A 17,065-nucleotide genomic window follows, 5' to 3' on the forward strand; every position below is an offset into this window, starting at 1 on the left:
CGGCGGTAGGCGCTCAACCGAGTTCGGCGAGCGTGGTCACGATATGATCGGGTCGGCAGGCGGCGATCGGTTCGCCGTGATTGTAGCCGTAAGTTACCGCGAGCGTACGGAAACCCGCTGCCTTGCCAGCTGCGATATCGTGCCGGGAATCGCCCACCATCAAAGCCTTTGCCGGGGCAGTTGACGTGTGCTGGGCCGCATGCAGCAGCGGTGCGGGGTGAGGTTTCTTTTCATCCAGGCTGTCGCCGCCGAGGGTGAGCGCGAAAAAGTCCGCGAGTTCAAAATGCGAAAGAATCGGGCCGACGAAGGCGATCGGCTTGTTCGTGATCAGCACACAGGTGACGCTGCGCGTCGCTAGTGCGCTTAGACACTGACGCACGCCGTCATATAGCGTCGTCTGGGCATACGGTTTCTCGGCATAGTGGTCGAGAAAACGCGCATGCACGGTCTCGACCGCTTGCGGCTCGAGACGCTCTGGCGCGGTGGCCAGGGCATGCGCGAGCGCGCGCTCCACGAGCTTGCGGCTGCCATTGCCGACCCAGTCACGCACCTTGTCCACGCCGACCGGGCGTTGCCCGTGGTCGCCGAGGGCCGCATCCACGGCGACGGCGAGGTCCGGCACCGAGTCGATCAGCGTACCGTCGAGGTCGAAGGCGACGAGCTCGATGTTGTCCAGCGCCGGGTGTCGGGCGCTGCGCTCACTGTTCGCCTGCCCCGAACTCAAGCGATCGTCCAGTGGGCGTCAGCCAGCTGCGCGGCGCTCAACGAAAGCTGCATGCCCGGCTCCAGGGCACCGACGCCTTCCGGCGTGCCGGTGAATATCAGATCCCCCGGCAGCAGCTGCCAGTGGGCGCTGAGCATGGCAATCAGGTCGGCGACGCCAACCAGCATGTGCGCGGTATGCCCGCGCTGGCGGGTTTCGCCGTCAATGCTCAGTTCGAAATGCAGGTCGGTGAGGTCGATATCGTCGGTCAAGGCCACCAGCGGGCCCAGCGGCGCGCTGTGGTCGAACGCCTTGGCCTTTTCCCAGGGCTCGCCGGTCTGCTTCAGATCCGTCTGGACATCGCGCAGCGTCAGGTCGAGGCCCAGGCCGAGGCCGGCGATATGTGCGCGCGCGGCCTCGGGCGCGATATCGCGACCGCCGCTGCCGATCTCGATTACCAGTTCGGTTTCGTAATGAATCGCGCCGACGTCGTCGGGCAGGGTAATCGCCTCGCCCGGTGCAACCAGCGCGCTGGCCGGCTTCATGAACACGATGGATTCCTTGCCGCTGAGCGTATTGCCCAGTTCCTCGATGTGCTTTGCGTAGTTGCGTCCGATACAGAAGATGCGCGGCGTGTTGCGCGCGGCAAAGGCATCGGCAGGGCGGCTATGGGCTTGGTTCATGCGGTTTGCTCACTCAGATTCTTGTGCCGATATTCGCATAGATCGACAATCCGGCAGTCGTCACAAAGCGGCTTGCGGGCCTTGCAGGTATACCGGCCGTGCAGGATCAGCCAGTGGTGCGCATCCAGCAGAAATTCCTTTGGTACCAGGCGCATGAGCCGGTCCTCGACTGCGCGGACCGTCTTGCCGGGGGCGATGCCGGTGCGATTGGATACGCGGAAGATATGCGTATCCACCGCCATGGCCGGTTTGCCGAAGGCCGTGTTGAGTACCACGTTGGCCGTCTTGCGACCCACGCCCGGCAGAGCCACCAGTGCCTCGCGCGTGTCCGGTACTTCGCCGTCGTGCGTGTCGACCAGCGCACGGCAGGTTTTCATCACGTTGGCGGCCTTGCTGTTATAAAGGCCGATGGTCTTGATGTAGTCCTTGAGCCCGTCCTCGCCGAGATCGAGTATCGCCTGCGGCGTATTGGCCACCGGAAACAGTTTGGCCGTGGCCTTGTTCACGCCCACGTCCGTGGCCTGGGCGGACAGGATCACCGCGACCAGCAGTTCGAAGGCCGAGTCGTACTTCAGCTCGGTCTGCGGCTTGGGATTGGCGTCGCGTAGACGCTGAAATATTTCGGTGCGTTTGGCTTTGTTCATGGTTCAAGGCCGTGGCGCGGCTCAAAGCGACAAGCGGGACGGGATTGTATCGGCTTCACCGCATTACGTGACTTGCAGACCGGGTACCGGTCGAGCGGTGCCCGTTCGTCGATCACGTTAAGCGCGCTGTTCGAAGCGTTCTCTCAAGTCATTTATCCGCAGATTACGTCGATTTATTGATTCGGCCGTGTTGGGGGATCGACTGCGTTCGCTCGGCAGCGGCGGTGACAATCGCTGTAAGAAAAGTCCGCAGATCGACGCAGATCTCACAGATCGAACACAAGAAGCCGCGGCTCATCGTTGGCGTTGTAGCGCGGTGCTACGTTTCTTCGAATCGGCGAAATCTGCGGTTCTGCGTGAAAGACGCGAGCCACCGGGCAACGACCGATCCAGGTTGAGCCGGGCGATGTCACTCGCGGCCGGCGCGTCGCGCCTTGGCGCGGGCGATGGCGTCGGCGATAGTGGATTTCTTGGCTTCGGAGGTGGCCTGCGCATCTTCGCGCGCGTCGACGGTGGCCTCGTGGCGGCTGGCGCGGCGGTGGCGGGTCGTACGGCGATTGAGGCGCTGCTGGCGCGCTTCGAACAGGCGGCGGGCACGGGCGGCACGCTCGGCGTCAATCTCGCGGGCCGGCGGCCAGACCGGCTGGCCGCTGTCGGCCTTGGATTCGGGCATGTCGATACAGTCGACCGGGCAGGCCGGCACGCACAGCTCGCAGCCGGTACAGTCGAATTCGATAACCGTATGCATCTGTTTGGCCGCACCGATGATCGCATCGGTGGGGCAGACCTGAATACAGCGTGTGCAGCCGATGCATTCGTCCTCGCGAATGAAGGCGACCTTGGCCACGCTGGCATCGCCGCATTCCGGATCGATCGGCTTGACCGCCTGACCGGTGAGTTCGGCCAGGCGCACCACGGTCGCGTCGCCGCCGGGCGGACAGCGGTTGATATCCGTTTCCCCTGCCGCGATGGCCTCGGCATAGGGCCGACAGCCGTCGTAGCCGCAGCGCCGACACTGGGTCTGGGGCAGCAGGGCATCAATGTCGTCAACGGGTGTCGTCATCGTTTCGTTTTTCGACAAGTTCTCGGCCGATTCACCCGCAGGTTACGCGACGGCTGCCAGCTGATCGAGCCAGCAGCGGGCATTCATGGGCATTGCGTCACGGCATTCTGGGCGGGCGTTTGGACGATACATCCGCAGATCAAGCACAGGTATGTTCGCGAGCCCGGCTGGTAGGCGGACTGTCCTGAAGGCAGGGATCCGCGGATTATGCCGATTCCGAAGATTGACTGTTCAGCAGCCAGGTTGTTCGGCTCTTGCGTTGTTTGAAGCTTCAGCCGCTCCAGTAAAAGCGTGTCTATAGATCGACGCAGGAAAAACCCGGGTCAAGGGCGAAGGTGGCCCGGCCGCGGGGATCGAGTCGTTTTCTGGCCCCTGCTTTCCTGATCTACGTAAACGGCGAAATCCGCGGATCGGCTTCAGGAACGATGGCGCAGGCCGTGCCCGGTACGACCGGAGCCGCCAGACGGCATTGCGCGCATCGACCTGAAGCTACTGTCGGCGGCGTTACTTGACCTTGTCGCCGGGTTTCGCGCCGTCGTCGGGCGAAAGAATATGCGGCGAGTCGCCGGCGGCAAGCACCATGCCTTCGGATACGCCGAAGCGCATCTTGCGCGGCGCAAGGTTGGCGACCATGACGGTTAGCCGGCCTTCCAGCTGGGACGGGTCGTAGGCCGACTTGATGCCCGCGAAGACCTGCTTCTTGCCGAGTGCACCCACGTCGAGGGTCAGGCGTAGCAGCTTGTCGGCGCCTTCGACATGGTCGGCGGCCTCGATACGCGCAATGCGCAGGTCCACCTTGGCGAAATCGCCGATCTCGATGGTATCGCTGTCCACGGCGGGTTCGTCCTTCTTATGCGGTTTGTTGTCTGCGGCTTTCGGTTCGGCTTCGGGCTGAGCCTGCGGTGCGCTCTTGGCTGCGAGATCTTCCTGGCTGGCTTCGATCATCTTGTCGATGGCCGGCTGTTCCACGCGGCGCAGCAGCGGTTTGAAGCGCTGAATTTCGCCCGAGACGGGCGTCGCCAGATCGGTCCAGCTCAGCGAATCGACGTTCAGAAATGCTTCGGCGCGTTCGGCTGTTTCTGGCAGCACCGGCTTGAGATAGATCGTGAGCTGGGCGAACAACGCCAGCGCCGTGGTGCAGATCTGCTGCAGTTCGTCTTCGCGGCCTTCTTCCTTGGCCAGCTGCCAGGGCGCACGCTCGGCGACATAGGCATTGGCGTCATCCGCCAAGGCCATGATCTGGCGGATCGCCTGGGCGAAACGGCGCTGTTCGTAATGCTCGGCGATTTCGTCGGCCGCGGTGGCGAAACGCTCGAACAGCTCGGGCGAATCCAGGGTATCCGCGAGCCGGCCATCGAAGCGCTTGGTAATGAAGGTCGCGCTACGCGAAGCGATATTGACGTACTTGCCGACCAGATCGGAATTGATACGCGCCCGGAAGTCGTCGAGGTTGAGATCCAGATCCTCGACCTTGCCAGAAAGCTTGGCGGCGAAGTAGTAGCGCAGGAACTCGGCCGGCATATGGTCGTGCCAGGTGCGCGCCTTGATGAAGGTGCCGCGCGACTTGGACATTTTCTCGCCGTTGACGGTGAGAAAGCCGTGGGCATGAATGCCCGTGGGCGTGCGATAGCCGGCGCCTTCGAGCATGGCCGGCCAGAACAGCGCATGGAAGTAGACGATGTCCTTGCCGATGAAGTGATACAGCTCGGCCTTGGAATCCGGCTTGAAGAACGTGTCGAAGTCGAGATCGTCGCGGCGTTTGCACAGATTCGCGAAGCTGGCCATATAGCCGATCGGCGCATCCAGCCACACGTAGAAGTACTTGTCGTCGGTGCCCGGGATCTTGAAGCCGAAATAGGGCGCATCGCGGGAGATATCCCAGTCCTTGAGGCCGGCCTCGAACCATTCGTCGAGCTTGCGGGTGACCGCTTCCTGCAGATGATCACTGCGTGTCCAGTCGTGCAGGAACTTCTCGAAGTCCGCGAGCTGAAAGAAATAATGCTCGGAATCGCGCTCAACCGGCGTGGCACCCGAGAGCACGGACACCGGATTGATCAGCTCGGTGGGCTGATAGGTCGCGCCGCATTTTTCGCAGGCGTCGCCGTACTGATCCGGCGCGCCGCATTTCGGGCATTCGCCGCGAATGAAGCGGTCCGGCAGAAACATCTGCTTTTCTTCGTCGAAGGCCTGCGAGATGGTGCGACGCGCGATATGCCCGGCCTTGTCCAGGCGCGTATAGATCTCGCTGGCCAGCTCGCGGTTCTCGTCCGAATGGGTCGAGTGGTAGTTGTCGAAGCCGATCAGAAAATCGTCGAAGTCGCGCTTGTGTTCGGCGCCGACGTCGGCGATGAGCTGCTCGGGCTCGATGCCCATATCGCGCGCCTTGAGCATGATCGGCGTGCCGTGCGCGTCGTCGGCACAGACATAGATACAGCGATTGCCGCGCAGCTTCTGGAAGCGCACCCACACATCGGTCTGGATGTATTCCACCAGATGGCCCAGATGGATCGACCCATTGGCATAGGGCAGGGCAGAGGTAACGAGAATATCGCGCGCCATAACAGGCTTTCTTGTCGGCTGTCGAAAGCCCGCCAGTATGCCACAGCCGTGCCCGGCCAGCCGGGGCAGGCTGCTATCATTGGCGCCGTTTCAATTGACCGAATCAATCCTGGAAGCCCGCCATGAGCGATGCCCTCAAACAGACCGTCGAAACCGAACTCGGCCGTTTTCATGAGCCTTATCTGGATACCGACCTGATCAGTGCGCGCGCCGTGCGCTCGCTTGAGGTCAAGGGCGAGCGCGTGACGCTCGAACTCGATCTGGGCTTTCCCTGCGGCGACTATGGGCAGACGCTGGCCGAACAGGTTCGCGCGATGCTCGAAGCGGTCGACGGCATCGAGCGGGCGGACGTAACGGTCGGGTTTTCGGTGGCCGCACGCGCGGTGCAGCCGTCGCTCAAGCGTGTCGAAGGCGTGCGTAACATCATCGCCGTGGCTTCGGCCAAGGGCGGTGTCGGCAAGTCGACGGTCGCGGCGAACCTCGCGCTGGCACTCAAGGCCGACGGCGCCTCGGTCGGCCTGCTCGACGCCGATATCTACGGCCCCAGCCAGCCGCGACTGATGGGGATCGAAGGCCGTGCCCAGGCCAAGGACGGCAAGATGCTGCTGCCCATGGAGGCGCACGGCATGCAGACCATGTCGATCGGCTATCTCATCGAAAAGGATTCACCGGCCATCCTGCGTGGACCCATGGTGACTTCGGCGCTGCAGCAGATGCTGTTCCAGACCGCCTGGGACGATCTCGACTATCTCATCATCGATCTGCCGCCGGGTACCGGCGATATCCAGCTTACGCTGGCGCAGAAAGTGCCGGTCTCGGGCGCGGTGGTGGTGACCACCCCGCAGGATCTGGCCCTGATCGATGCCCGCAAGGGCGTGGAGATGTTCAACAAGGTGAATGTGCCGGTGCTGGGCATCGTGGAGAACATGAGTACCCACATCTGCTCGAACTGTGGCCATGAAGAAGCGATCTTCGGTGCCCACGGCGGCCAGACGCTGGCGGATGAATACGATGTCGGTCTGCTGGGCGAGCTGCCGTTGGATATTTCGATTCGCGAAAACGCCGATGCCGGCCATCCCAGCGTGGTCGCTGATCCGCAGGGCAATATCGCCAGCGCCTATTTCGATATGGCACGGCGTACCGCGGCGCGCCTGTCGCAGCAGAAGAAGGACTACGCCAGCAAGTTCCCGAATATCAAGGTGGAAAGTACCTAGGGAAGCTCTGCACGACCTCTCGCGGGTCGCGTTCGAGTCCTCACAGACGGTGCGGCAAGGCGCCCAAGCGCAGCGCCTGCCTCATCGGCAGGTCAAGCTTGGCAACGAAGCCGCGGCGTCTGTGAGGCCGAACCCCTTCGGGGCCGCCGGCTTTGCGCGCGCCTGGTCGGCGTCGAGGCAGACGCACCGTGCAACCAGCACGCTACGCCTACCTCTGTCTGCCAGCCACGCGCAAAGCACACCGGCGCGACCGTGACAGGTTGTGCAGAGCGTCCCTAGCTGCGCAGGGCCCGAAAGGCATCGACCACGTGCTGGGCCAGGGCCTTGCCGGCATCCGAACAATGCGCGCCGAATACGAGCGCGGTATGGGTATCGATCAGCGGCGGTAGCTGCGGTTCGTCCAGAATCTCCAGATCCGCCGAATCGACCAGCGGGCGCGGGAACGGGGCGATTGCCAGATCGGCGAGCACGGCGGCACGCTGGCCGGCGCTGTGATCGCTGCTGTAGGCCACGCGATAGCGTCGGCCGGCCCGGTCCAGCGCATCGATCGCGCTGGCACGCCATGCACAGCCAGGCTCGGCCAGGGCGACCGGTAGCGGTTCGCGCAGCTTCGCGCTGCCGCCGCGACGTGCGGCCCAGACCAGCGGCTCGGTATGCACGATTTCGCCGCGTTCGATGTCGACCTCCCGGCTGCCGACGGTGACCAGTGCGAAGTCGATTTGCTCGGCGTCGAGGCGCTCGAGAATCACGCGGCTGGTGCCGGTGACCACATCCACCTGCACCGCGGGGTTGGAACGTGCGAAGGCCGTCAGCACCCGCGGCAGAATACGTCCGCCTACGTCGTCCGGCGTGCCCACGCGGACCGTGCCGTCGAGCGCGGGGGCGAGAAAACAGGCGACCGCCTCGGCATTGAGCGCGAGCAGCTGGCGTGCATAGCGCAGCAGCAGTTCGCCGTGTTCGGTGAGTTGCACCCGGCGCGCCTCGCGCACGAACAGGCGCTTGTCGAGCGTGGCCTCCAACCCCTTGATCTGCATGCTCAACGCCGAAGGCGTACGAAACACGGCCTTGGCGGCACGCGTAAAGCTGCCGTGCTCGGCGATGGCCACGAAGCTGCGCAGAACTTCGGTATCCAGCAATCGCTCGGTGGCATTGCCGCTATTTGCTGGGAGTCCGGTCATGGCGTAAGCGTTAAAATAATTTGAACGCTTAGTATAGATCTTTTCGCTGGATTGAATAGTGGGGCGCTTCCATGCTGATTGCCTCTACCGAACGTCGATCAATCAGCGGGAGATATCTCATGTATCAATCAAGCAAGGAACAACGCCGCAAATCGCGGCGCGAATCGCCACCGTTGAGTCCGCAGGTGGCGCGGCTCTATATGCCGGCCATGCCGCCGCTGTGGCTGTTCGCGGGTATTGCGCGGGTGCTGCAGCGCTGGAAAAAGCGGCGTGCTATCAAGGCGCTGCTCAAGCGCGACGACCATATGCTCCAGGATCTGGGCTATAGCCGTGGCGAGCTGCGGCGCGAGCTCGACGAACCCGGAATGCGGGCGTGCGCCCGCGCCAACGCCAGCCGGACCGTTGACGGGTGATCTCGAAGAGCACGTCTATTGCTGCAGCGGCCCGGCGATGATCCGGGCCGCCGCAGACCCGCTCAGGCGTTGCGGGCCTCGTCGGCGATATCGATCACGATCTTGCCGACGGCCGCGCCCGCTTCCAGATGCGAATGGGCGGCGGCGATATCGCCGAGGGTGAAACGACGCTCGTCGAGCAGGGGCTTGAGCTGATCGGTGGCCGCAAGTGCGGCGGCTTTGGTCAGAATCTCGCCGTGATGCTGCGGATGCACGCCGTGCAACATGCTGGTGAGCATGAAGATGGTATGCAGCGTGAGGCTCTTGGTATGCATGGGCGTGAGGTCGGCCTCGTACTGCGACACGATGGTCGCGACCTGGCCATTGACCCGTGCGCCCGCAAACGACGTGGCGATATCTGAGCCGCCGGTGGCATCGAAGACCACGTCGAAACCACGGCCCGAGGTCAGGCGCTGCACATAATCTTCGACGCTTTCCTCGCGATAGTTGATGGTTTCGTCGGCGCCCATGCGGCGTGCGATATCGGCCTTGGCGGCAGACGAAATGGTGGCAGCCACACGTGCGCCCTGGGCCTTGGCCAGCTGGATGGCGATATGCCCCACGCCGCCCGCGCCGCCGTGGATGAGCACATGATCGCCCGGCGCGATCCGGGTGCGGTCGACCATCGCTTCCCAGGCGGTGATCGACACCAGCGGCAGGGCCGCGGTTTCGCGCCAGTCCAGAGCCTCCGGCTTGAAGGCCATGAAGTCGGCATCGACGGCGATATATTCGCCGTAGGCGCCGCCGCGCCCGCGCAGACCGCCCGCGCAGCCATAGACCGCATCGCCTTTCTTGAAGCGGGTGATGCCTTCGCCGACAGCTTCGACCACGCCGGCCACGTCACAGCCGAGCACGCCCGGCAGTTCCGGCGCGATCGGCGGCCCGGCGGCGCGTAGTTTGGTATCGACCGGGTTCACGCTGGAGGCGATCTGGCGTACCAGCAGCTGGCCCGGGCCGGGTGTCGGCGTGTCGATCTCGGCGGCTTCGAACACGTCGGGGGCGCCGAATTCGCGAATGAGCTGAACCTGCATATGGGCTCCTGAAAGCGATTGAATCATTGTCGATGCAACGATACGCCATCATGGCGCCTGACTCAGCCCGGGACGTAGGCGCGTCGGGGCGCAAGGCGCTAAACTGCGCGCTTTGCCCGCCGCGCAGAGTCGAGTCGATGAGTATCAAATCCGATAAGTGGATCCGCCGCATGGCCGCCGAGCACGGCATGATCGAGCCGTTCGAGCCGGGCCAGGTCAAGGAAAACGAGACCGGACGGATCGTGTCCTACGGCGTCTCCAGCTACGGCTACGACGTGCGCTGCTCGCCGCATTTCAAGATATTCACCAACATCAATACGGCGGTGGTGGATCCGAAAGCCTTCGACGAGAAGAGCTTTCAGGATTTCGAGGGCGATACCTGCATCATTCCGCCCAACTCCTTTGCGCTGGCCTCGACGGTGGAATATTTCCGTATTCCGCGCAGCGTGCTCACGATCTGTCTGGGCAAGTCGACCTATGCCCGCTGCGGCATTATCGTCAACGTGACGCCGCTGGAGCCGGAATGGGAAGGCCACGTCACCCTGGAGTTTTCCAACACCACCACGCTGCCAGCCAAGATATACGCCAACGAAGGCGTGGCCCAGATGCTGTTTCTGGAATCGGACGAAGTCTGTGAGACGTCCTACAAGGATCGCGGCGGCAAGTACCAGGGCCAGCGCGGCGTTACTCTGCCGCGCACCTGAGCGTACGCGCCGGTACTAGCGTTCGAGCGCGGTGAGCTGCATGCGAAAGACGCCGGTCTTGGGTTTTTCGTGCTCGACCTGCACCGGAATCCAGTCAGCGTTGCGTGCCAGCCAGAAGCGCAGGCCGCGCTTGGGGTCGTCCACGCGTTCGATCTTGAGCGTGTCGTAGCGCCCGGCCGGGGTCTTGATACGGCCGCCGTCGCTGGCGCGCAGGCGATAGGTTTTCTGTTTCTTTTCGTCGATCAGGGCGAAATCGCGCTCGCCGGCGGTATCCGGATTCGCGGCGGCCGCGACCCAGCGGCGGGCGGCGAACTGGATTGAAAGCGGATCGAAGGCGCTATCGCCCAGGGCCATGGTCTTGCTCTCGCCGGCTTCGCTGCGATAGGTGACTTCGTGCTGCGACCAGTCGAATTCCAGGCTGTAGCTGTCCTCGGCGTTGCCTTCCATATGATGGGAAAAGCGCTGCGGCCGCACGGTGCCGTCTTCGATACAGAAACGGCTTTCGTCGATGACCTGACCGACGAATACGCGCACGACGGCATTCGGGTTGGCTTCGCCCCGGAACACGTAGCAGTCGTCGCCGTCGCGGGTGAGCGAAAAACGTGTGGTGCCCAGCGCGACGGCACCGCGCTTGACCTTGAACTGGGCATCGAAGGTTTGCATGACATCGGCTCCGGCAACGGGGGAAACAAACAGGGCGGTCAGCAGCAGACACAGCGCCAGGCCACGTCTGCGGCAGCGATCAGGTAACGGCGAGCCGGTCGTATTGGTCATGGGGGCAGTCTTCCTGCAGGCGCTGGTCACGCCAGACCACGCCGTCCTTGAAAAACACGCGCCCGGCAACGAGTTCGGCGAGTACGGCCGGGTAGAGCCGCTGCTCGACTTCGGTCATGACCCGCTCGGCCAGGGTTTCGGGGGTGTCGTCGGCGGCGACGGCAATACTGCCCTGGCGGATGGTCGGGCCGTCGTCCAGGTCGGGCGTGACGAAATGTACGCTCGCGCCGTGGCGGGCGTCCCCGTTCGACAACGCGCGCTCGTGGGTGTTCAACCCTTTGTAGCGCGGCAGCAGCGACGGATGGATATTGATCAGCTTCGCTTCGAAGCGTTCCACGAACGCCTGACTGAGAATACGCATGAAGCCGGCCAGTACCACCCAGTCCGGGCGGGCCGCGGCGATGCGGGCCGCCAGCGCGCGGTCGAAATCCTCGCGGTGCTTGAAGCCGCCGGCTTCGATGCATACGCAGTTGAGCCCGGCCAGCCGTGCGATCTGCATGCCCGGCGCGTCGGCGCGGTTGCTGATCACCAGCGCGATCTCGGCGGCGAGTTCGCCGGCCTCGATCGCCTGAATGATCGCCTCCAGATTGCGTCCGCGTCCGGAGATCACCACCACCAGGCGCGGGGTGTGCTTGCCGCTGTTCTCGGTTCGACTACTCAAACCAGGCGTACGGCGTCGTCGGTGGCGTTTTCGCGGGCGTGGATACGACCGAGTTCGAACACCTGCTCGCCCGCGCCGGTGAGCACATCGATGGCTTGGGCCACCTGGTCGGCCGGAACCACCACGCAGTAGCCGATCCCGCAGTTGAAGGTGCGATCCATTTCCGCGGCGCTGACATTGCCCGCCTCGGCCAGCCAGTCGAACACCGCCGGGCGCGTCCAGGCGCTGCGTTCGATGGTCGCCGCCAGATGTTCGGGTATCACCCGGGCGAAGTTCTCGGCCAGACCGCCGCCGGTGATATGGGCCATGGCCTGTACGTCGACTTCGGCCAGCAGGGCCTGAATCGCTTTCACGTAGATCCGCGTGGGCGCGAGCAGTGCATCGGCCAGGCTCTGCTCGCCCAGTCGGGTCTCCAGGGTGGCGCCGGCCACGTCGAGGATACGGCGCACCAGCGAATAGCCGTTGGAGTGGGCGCCGGACGAGGCCAGGCCGAGTACCACGCTGCCTTCGCCCATGCGGCTGCCGTCGATGCGCTTGTCGTATTCGACCACGCCCACGCAGAAGCCCGCCAGGTCGAAATCGCCGCTGGCGTACATGCCCGGCATTTCGGCGGTTTCTCCGCCAATCAGCGATGCACCCGCCTGACGACAGCCTTCGGCGATGCTCTTGATCACCGGCGCGGCCACCGCGGCATCCAGATGGGCGGTGGCGTAATAGTCGAGAAAGAACAGCGGCTCGGCGCCGGTCACCAGCACGTCGTTCACGCACATCGCGACCAGGTCGATACCGATGCCGTCGAAGCGCCGGGCGTCGATGGCCAGGCGCAGCTTGGTGCCCACGCCGTCGGTGCCGGACACCAGCACCGGGCGCCGGTAGCGATCCACCGGCAGTTCGAACAGGCCGCCGAAACCGCCCAGACCGCCGATCACTTCCGGCCGGCGCGTGGCCTCGACCGGCTCGCGTATTTCGTCGACCAGGCGGTTGCCGGCATCGATATCCACGCCGGCATCGGCGTAGGTCAGGGTAGGACGTTGGCTCACGTGAAGTCGCTCGCGGTTGCAGGAGATTGGGCCCGTGGTGGCGGGCAGCGCATGTTATTGTAACGCGGGTGTACGGCCATGTTGCCAGCGCTGCGGCTCGTAGCCTGAGTGGCGTGCCTTGCGCAGCGCGGTCGCCACCCAGTCCGTGCCCCGCGCGTCGCCGGGCGCGGGTGGCGGCTCATCCGCCCGGACCGGTTTTCATCGTCGTTTTCATGCCGAGGTATTCGTGCGACACCACTGGATTGACGAGCGCCGCGCCTGCGCGGGGCGCGCGACCGGCCGATCGATGATCGAGACGAGCGGGGCGCGCTCATGATCAAGAGCCAGCGCAACGTCGCGATCGGCGTATTCGCGTTCATCGCACTCACCCTCTGGTTACTGGGCTCGATTCTTACCCCGTTTCTCATCGGCGCCGGGCTGGCCTATGTGTGCGACCCGATCGTCGACCGGCTCGAGCGGCTGCGCATGTCGCGTACCAGCGGCGTGGTGGTGGTTTTCGCGGTGGTGACCGTGCTGCTGTCGTTATTGCTGCTGCTGTTGCTGCCGCAGCTGCAGAAACAGCTCAATACGCTGATTCAGAACCTGCCGCGCTATCTGGACTGGATTCAACGCACGACCGCGCCGTATCTCGGCTCGCTGGGGCCCAACGGGCAGTCGCTCGACGTGGATGCCATCAAGACCCTGATCGCCGACAACTGGGGCACGGCCGGCGGTTTTGCCACCACGGTAGCCAAGAAGGCGTTTTCCTCGGGCACCGCGCTCATGGCGATCGCCATGAATCTGCTGCTGATCCCGGTGATCATGTTCTATCTGCTGCGCGACTGGGACCACATGGTCGCCTGGATCAAATCCCAGCTGCCGCGCCGCTATGTCGGCACGGTCAGCGAACTAGCGCAGGAGACCGACCAGGTCCTGGGCCAGTTCATCCGCGGCCAGCTGCTGGTGATGACGGTGCTGGGCTCGATTTATATCGTGGGCCTGTGGCTGGCCGGCCTGGACCTGGCGCTGGTGATCGGTCTCGGCGCGGGGCTGGTGAGTTTCGTGCCCTATGTGGGCGTGATCAGCGGGCTGCTGGTATCGAGCGTCGCCATGCTGGTGCAGACGGGCGATCCCTTCCAGCTGATCTGGGTGTTCGTGGTGTTCGGCATTGGCCAGGTGCTCGAACAGGTGATACTGCAGCCGCTACTGCTCGGCGATGCCATCGGCCTGCATCCGGTATGGGTGATCTTTGCGGTTCTTGCCGGTGGCCAGCTGCTGGGCTTCGTCGGCGTGTTGATCGCCTTGCCGGTCGCGGCCGCGATGGCGGTGATCGTGCGCTACGGCGGCCGCCAGTGGCGCTCCAGCCGCGCCTATCTCGATCATTGATGGCGGTGCATTCGAAGAAAAGGCCGGGGCGATGGCGACACAGCTGATTCTGGGGGTCCAGCTGCCGCAGAGCGCGACGCTCGATGCGTTCGTGGGTGAAACCAACGCGCAGGTGCTTGCAGCAGTCGAACAGATTGTCGACGGACGCAGCGAACGCCTGTTCCTGCATGGCCCCGAAGCCAGCGGCAAAACGCACTTGCTACAGGCCGCCTGTCGTGCCGCCGGCGATGCCGGCGATCGCAGCGTTTATGTACCGCTGGATCAGGTGGCCGATCAGGCCGAGTCGCTGCTGGCCGGGCTACAGGATATGGACTGCGTGTGTATCGACAACGTGGCCGCGATTGCCGGCGACCGCGATGCCGAAATCGCGCTGTTGAGCCTCACCGACGGGCTGCGCGCCCGCGGTGGACGGCTGCTGGTCGCGGATCGCCAGCCGCCCGCCGAGCTCGGACTGGCGCTGGCCGATCTGGCCAGCCGCCTGGCCTGGGGCGGCGCGATCGCCACCGCCGAACTCGACGACGCCGACAAGCACGCCCTGCTTATCGAACGGGCGGCCCAGCGCGGCATGGAAATGCCGGATGCCACCGCGCGCTGGCTGCTGCGCCACGGCGAGCGCGCCGTGCCGGCGCTAATGGCCGCGCTCGATACCCTCGATCATGCCTCGCTGGCGGCCCATCGCCGCCTGACCATTCCCTTCGTCAAGCAGACTCTGGGCTGAAGCCGGCCAGCGCGCGCGACGCGTGCATTGCTGGGCAACCTGTCCCCGCGAGCGCAGCCGACTGAGTTTCTTGCAGTCGCTAGAGCGCGTTCGAAGTATCGGGTTGCACAAGCAACGCTTAGCCGCCAGGGCCCTGGGCTTCGCGCTCGCGCGAATCCCATTTCGCGAACACCACGGTGCCCACGAACATGGCGATGCTTGCGCCCAGGCACAGATCCACGGCCAGCGTCGCCGCGCCGGCAATATATTCGACCATGGCGTAGGCCATATAGAACAACGCCGCCATCGATGCCCAGGCCGCGGTATAGATGCGTGCCCGCGCCAGGCCGTTGAGTGAGGCCAGCAGCGGCAGGCTGAAGATCGAGGCCAGCAGCAGCCGCTCCATGGTATGCACGCCGGCAATCCAGAACAGGCTCGCGATCAGCGCGATATTGCCGAGCACGGCCAGCATCAGGGCATAGCGAGACCAGCGCATCAGTGGTCGCTCAGCTTGAGTGCGGTGCGCGCGACGCGCTCACCGAGGTTGCGGGCGATCTGTTTTTCGATATCGGTCAGCGGCCTGTCGCCGATCACGCCGGCGACATGGCTGGCGCCGTACGGGGTGCCGCCGCTGTCGGTCTCGGCCAGAAGATTGTCGGCGGTATAGGTCAGCCCGACAATCACCATGCCGTGATGCAAGAGCGGAAGCATCATGCTCGTGAGCGTGGTTTCCTGGCCGCCGTGCAGACTGCCGGTGGAGGTGAATACCGCGGCCGGCTTGTCCGCCAGCGTGCCGGATAACCACTGACCCGAGAGTGTGTCGAGAAAGTACTTCAACGGCGCGGCCATATTGCCGAAGCGGGTTGGCGAGCCCATGACCAGGCCAGCACAGTTTTCGAGGTCGTCGTGGGTCGCATAAGGCGCGCCGTGCTCGGGCACCGAGGGCGCGCTGGCTTCGGTATCGGGAGATACCTCGGGCACGGTGCGTACCCGTGCCTGCATGGGCTTGACCTTGGCAATACCGCGGGCAATTTCATTGGCCAGCGCGGCAGTGGCTCCGTTGCGGCTGTAATAGAGCACGAGGATTTCGTTGCTCTTGGAAACGCTGCTCATGAATCGGATTCCTGGTCGGATGCGACGAGTTCGAATACGCGCTCGGGCGGGCGCGCGATGACGGCTGCGGTATCGATTTCCAGCACCGGCCGCTGCAAGAGCGCCGGCTGGGCGACAAGCAGGGCGATGACCGTATCGCGATCGAGGGCGGACCGGGTATAACCGCTGTCGGCAAAGCTTGCATCACCGGTACGCACCAGCGCGGCGGGCGCGCTATCGAGCGCGTCGATCAGCCGGGCAAGCTCCGACGCCGCAGGAGGCGCCTGCAGGTAATCCACCACCTCGACCGCGTGCCCCGTGTTCTCGAGCAGCTCGAGCGCGGCGCGCGATTTGGAACAGCGCGGGTTGTAGTACAAACGCATGAGGTACGACCGATGGGCGAACGGCGGCTTATCCTGCGGGGCATGCGACGACAACGCAACGCCCGGCGTGATCCCTAGCGTGCGTACCAGCGGGCCTGCAGGGCGCTGGCCACCCGTGACGGATACCAGTATTCGCCCAGGCTGCCGTTGTAGCGCGCCAGCGCCCGGGTGAGATCGCCGTTCTCCTTGTCGAGATAGAACGCCAGAATCGTGCAGCCGTAGCGCAGGTTGGTGCGCATGTCGAAGAGGTTGTCGTCGGGCCGGCCGATTTCGTCGATCCAGAACGGCATGATCTGCATCAGCCCGATGGCGCCGGCCGACGATACCGCGAATCGCTGGAACGCCGATTCCACCTGAATGAGCGACAGCACCACCTGCGGATCGAGTCCTGCACGGCTGGCTTCGGCGTGGACGGTCTTGAGCAGGGCCATGCGCCGGCCCACGTCCGGCATCAGCCGTTCCAGGCGCGTGGACATGTCGAGCAGCCACACTTCGGCTTCGAAGCGGTTCGAGAAGGTGGCCGAATCCTTGACCGCGGTCATCAACGCCCGGCGCAGCGCCGGATCCACCGTCTCGGGCTGGGCCGCCGCGCTGTATGCGGGCGTGCTCGCGAACAACGCCAAGCCCAGCGCCACCCGCGAAATCAAACGCAGGAGCGGCGCGGATACGCCTGCCAGCGAATACGTTTCCGACAAAGCCTGCTCCCCTCGCTTGGCCAAGCCCGTGCCCCCGTGCACGTCTCATCCGTTCCCGCAGCGATGCGGGCTATCGTAAGCAATCCTGAGCGTTATCGGCGCCTAGCTGTGATCTTTCAGTAGGTTG

At 64.4% G+C, this 17,065-nt stretch carries 19 protein-coding genes; 5 read left to right on the forward strand and 14 right to left on the reverse strand.

Features of this window, described 5'->3' with window-relative positions; genetic code table 11:
• Window positions 1-13 precede the first annotated feature (13 nt).
• The 5 genes from C84B14_RS16425 to metG all read right to left on the reverse strand — a co-directional run bounded on the left by C84B14_RS16425 (window position 14) and on the right by metG (window position 5,652).
• Window positions 14-724, reverse strand: coding sequence for a phosphoglycolate phosphatase (locus C84B14_RS16425; protein WP_353225716.1), 711 nt, complete (start codon window positions 722-724; stop codon window positions 14-16).
• The gene (locus tag C84B14_RS16430) at window positions 721-1,386 is read right to left on the reverse strand and encodes a fumarylacetoacetate hydrolase family protein (RefSeq protein WP_353225718.1); all 666 of its coding nucleotides are present in this window, start codon (window positions 1,384-1,386) and stop codon (window positions 721-723) included. The genes C84B14_RS16425 and C84B14_RS16430 overlap by 4 nt, the downstream gene beginning before the upstream one ends.
• Window positions 1,383-2,030 (reverse strand): endonuclease III, encoded by a 648-nt coding sequence (gene nth, locus C84B14_RS16435; RefSeq protein WP_348767540.1) that lies wholly within the window; start codon window positions 2,028-2,030, stop codon window positions 1,383-1,385. The genes C84B14_RS16430 and nth overlap by 4 nt, the downstream gene beginning before the upstream one ends.
• Window positions 2,031-2,439: 409 nt before the next feature.
• On the reverse strand, window positions 2,440-3,093 hold the full coding sequence (locus tag C84B14_RS16440) for an RnfABCDGE type electron transport complex subunit B (protein WP_353225721.1): 654 nt from the start codon (window positions 3,091-3,093) through the stop codon (window positions 2,440-2,442).
• A gap of 504 nt (window positions 3,094-3,597) precedes the next feature.
• A complete protein-coding gene (metG, locus tag C84B14_RS16445) occupies window positions 3,598-5,652 on the reverse strand; it encodes a methionine--tRNA ligase (protein WP_353225723.1) in 2,055 nt (684 codons plus the stop codon).
• 122 nt (window positions 5,653-5,774) lie between these two features.
• Here metG and apbC point away from each other — a divergent pair, with 122 nt between their 5' ends.
• Window positions 5,775-6,866 (forward strand): iron-sulfur cluster carrier protein ApbC, encoded by a 1,092-nt coding sequence (gene apbC / locus C84B14_RS16450; protein ID WP_353225725.1) that lies wholly within the window; start codon window positions 5,775-5,777, stop codon window positions 6,864-6,866.
• A 275-nt stretch (window positions 6,867-7,141) separates the two neighbouring features.
• On the opposite strand, the gene C84B14_RS16455 is transcribed toward apbC, so the two are convergent.
• Window positions 7,142-8,044 carry a LysR substrate-binding domain-containing protein gene (locus C84B14_RS16455; protein ID WP_353225727.1) on the reverse strand — a complete coding sequence of 301 codons (903 nt, stop codon included), beginning with the start codon at window positions 8,042-8,044 and terminating at the stop codon, window positions 7,142-7,144.
• 119 nt (window positions 8,045-8,163) lie between these two features.
• Here C84B14_RS16455 and C84B14_RS16460 point away from each other — a divergent pair, with 119 nt between their 5' ends.
• Window positions 8,164-8,457 (forward strand): YjiS-like domain-containing protein, encoded by a 294-nt coding sequence (locus C84B14_RS16460; protein ID WP_353225729.1) that lies wholly within the window; start codon window positions 8,164-8,166, stop codon window positions 8,455-8,457.
• Window positions 8,458-8,519: 62 nt separating this feature from the next.
• On the opposite strand, the gene C84B14_RS16465 is transcribed toward C84B14_RS16460, so the two are convergent.
• Window positions 8,520-9,527, reverse strand: a complete 1,008-nt coding sequence (locus C84B14_RS16465) for a zinc-dependent alcohol dehydrogenase family protein (protein ID WP_353225731.1) — start codon at window positions 9,525-9,527, stop codon at window positions 8,520-8,522.
• Window positions 9,528-9,664: 137 nt separating this feature from the next.
• Between C84B14_RS16465 and dcd the strand changes: the two genes are divergently transcribed.
• Complete coding sequence (gene dcd / locus C84B14_RS16470) at window positions 9,665-10,231, forward strand: dCTP deaminase (RefSeq protein ID WP_348767920.1); 567 nt, start codon at window positions 9,665-9,667, stop codon at window positions 10,229-10,231.
• A gap of 15 nt (window positions 10,232-10,246) precedes the next feature.
• On the opposite strand, the gene C84B14_RS16475 is transcribed toward dcd, so the two are convergent.
• The 3 genes from C84B14_RS16475 to purM are packed head-to-tail and all read right to left on the reverse strand — an operon-like array spanning window position 10,247 to window position 12,706.
• Window positions 10,247-11,005 (reverse strand): DUF3108 domain-containing protein, encoded by a 759-nt coding sequence (locus tag C84B14_RS16475; RefSeq protein ID WP_353225733.1) that lies wholly within the window; start codon window positions 11,003-11,005, stop codon window positions 10,247-10,249.
• Window positions 10,974-11,666 (reverse strand): phosphoribosylglycinamide formyltransferase, encoded by a 693-nt coding sequence (gene purN / locus C84B14_RS16480; protein WP_348767918.1) that lies wholly within the window; start codon window positions 11,664-11,666, stop codon window positions 10,974-10,976. Before purN ends, C84B14_RS16475 begins: the two co-directional genes overlap by 32 nt.
• Window positions 11,663-12,706: a phosphoribosylformylglycinamidine cyclo-ligase gene (purM, locus tag C84B14_RS16485; protein ID WP_353225735.1), complete on the reverse strand. Its 1,044-nt coding sequence runs from the start codon at window positions 12,704-12,706 to the stop codon at window positions 11,663-11,665. The genes purN and purM overlap by 4 nt, the downstream gene beginning before the upstream one ends.
• A 312-nt stretch (window positions 12,707-13,018) precedes the next feature.
• Here purM and C84B14_RS16490 point away from each other — a divergent pair, with 312 nt between their 5' ends.
• Window positions 13,019-14,071, forward strand: a complete 1,053-nt coding sequence (locus C84B14_RS16490) for an AI-2E family transporter (protein ID WP_353225737.1) — start codon at window positions 13,019-13,021, stop codon at window positions 14,069-14,071.
• Window positions 14,072-14,102: 31 nt separating this feature from the next.
• Window positions 14,103-14,789, forward strand: a complete 687-nt coding sequence (gene hda, locus C84B14_RS16495; protein ID WP_353225739.1) for a DnaA regulatory inactivator Hda — start codon at window positions 14,103-14,105, stop codon at window positions 14,787-14,789.
• Window positions 14,790-14,907: 118 nt separating this feature from the next.
• Here hda and C84B14_RS16500 read toward each other — a convergent pair whose 3' ends face one another.
• The 4 genes from C84B14_RS16500 to C84B14_RS16515 form a co-directional block, all read right to left on the reverse strand.
• Window positions 14,908-15,264, reverse strand: a complete 357-nt coding sequence (locus tag C84B14_RS16500; protein ID WP_348767155.1) for a DUF2069 domain-containing protein — start codon at window positions 15,262-15,264, stop codon at window positions 14,908-14,910.
• Complete coding sequence (gene wrbA, locus C84B14_RS16505; RefSeq protein ID WP_353225741.1) at window positions 15,264-15,881, reverse strand: NAD(P)H:quinone oxidoreductase; 618 nt, start codon at window positions 15,879-15,881, stop codon at window positions 15,264-15,266. The genes C84B14_RS16500 and wrbA overlap by 1 nt, the downstream gene beginning before the upstream one ends.
• Window positions 15,878-16,243 carry an ArsC/Spx/MgsR family protein gene (locus tag C84B14_RS16510; protein ID WP_353225743.1) on the reverse strand — a complete coding sequence of 122 codons (366 nt, stop codon included), beginning with the start codon at window positions 16,241-16,243 and terminating at the stop codon, window positions 15,878-15,880. The genes wrbA and C84B14_RS16510 overlap by 4 nt, the downstream gene beginning before the upstream one ends.
• 74 nt (window positions 16,244-16,317) lie before the next feature.
• Window positions 16,318-16,938: a lytic transglycosylase domain-containing protein gene (locus C84B14_RS16515; protein WP_348767158.1), complete on the reverse strand. Its 621-nt coding sequence runs from the start codon at window positions 16,936-16,938 to the stop codon at window positions 16,318-16,320.
• Window positions 16,939-17,065: the final 127 nt, after the last annotated feature.

The sequence above is a fragment of the Salinisphaera sp. C84B14 genome, from assembly GCF_040361435.1.
GTDB lineage: Bacteria > Pseudomonadota > Gammaproteobacteria > Nevskiales > Salinisphaeraceae > Salinisphaera.

What these genes read in the sequence shown, in the direction of transcription:
- C84B14_RS16430 (WP_353225718.1), bottom strand. Translation starts at nt 1,386, where the DNA reads ATGAACCAAGCCCATAGCCGCCCTGCCGATGCCTTTGCCGCGCGCAAC.
- nth (WP_348767540.1), bottom strand. Translation starts at nt 2,030, where the DNA reads ATGAACAAAGCCAAACGCACCGAAATATTTCAGCGTCTACGCGACGCC.
- C84B14_RS16440 (WP_353225721.1), bottom strand. Translation starts at nt 3,093, where the DNA reads ATGACGACACCCGTTGACGACATTGATGCCCTGCTGCCCCAGACCCAG.
- metG (WP_353225723.1), bottom strand. Translation starts at nt 5,652, where the DNA reads ATGGCGCGCGATATTCTCGTTACCTCTGCCCTGCCCTATGCCAATGGG.
- apbC (WP_353225725.1), top strand. Translation starts at nt 5,775, where the DNA reads ATGAGCGATGCCCTCAAACAGACCGTCGAAACCGAACTCGGCCGTTTT.
- C84B14_RS16455 (WP_353225727.1), bottom strand. Translation starts at nt 8,044, where the DNA reads ATGACCGGACTCCCAGCAAATAGCGGCAATGCCACCGAGCGATTGCTG.
- C84B14_RS16460 (WP_353225729.1), top strand. Translation starts at nt 8,164, where the DNA reads ATGTATCAATCAAGCAAGGAACAACGCCGCAAATCGCGGCGCGAATCG.
- C84B14_RS16465 (WP_353225731.1), bottom strand. Translation starts at nt 9,527, where the DNA reads ATGCAGGTTCAGCTCATTCGCGAATTCGGCGCCCCCGACGTGTTCGAA.
- dcd (WP_348767920.1), top strand. Translation starts at nt 9,665, where the DNA reads ATGAGTATCAAATCCGATAAGTGGATCCGCCGCATGGCCGCCGAGCAC.
- C84B14_RS16475 (WP_353225733.1), bottom strand. Translation starts at nt 11,005, where the DNA reads ATGACCAATACGACCGGCTCGCCGTTACCTGATCGCTGCCGCAGACGT.
- C84B14_RS16490 (WP_353225737.1), top strand. Translation starts at nt 13,019, where the DNA reads ATGATCAAGAGCCAGCGCAACGTCGCGATCGGCGTATTCGCGTTCATC.
- hda (WP_353225739.1), top strand. Translation starts at nt 14,103, where the DNA reads ATGGCGACACAGCTGATTCTGGGGGTCCAGCTGCCGCAGAGCGCGACG.
- C84B14_RS16500 (WP_348767155.1), bottom strand. Translation starts at nt 15,264, where the DNA reads ATGCGCTGGTCTCGCTATGCCCTGATGCTGGCCGTGCTCGGCAATATC.
- wrbA (WP_353225741.1), bottom strand. Translation starts at nt 15,881, where the DNA reads ATGAGCAGCGTTTCCAAGAGCAACGAAATCCTCGTGCTCTATTACAGC.
- C84B14_RS16510 (WP_353225743.1), bottom strand. Translation starts at nt 16,243, where the DNA reads ATGCGTTTGTACTACAACCCGCGCTGTTCCAAATCGCGCGCCGCGCTC.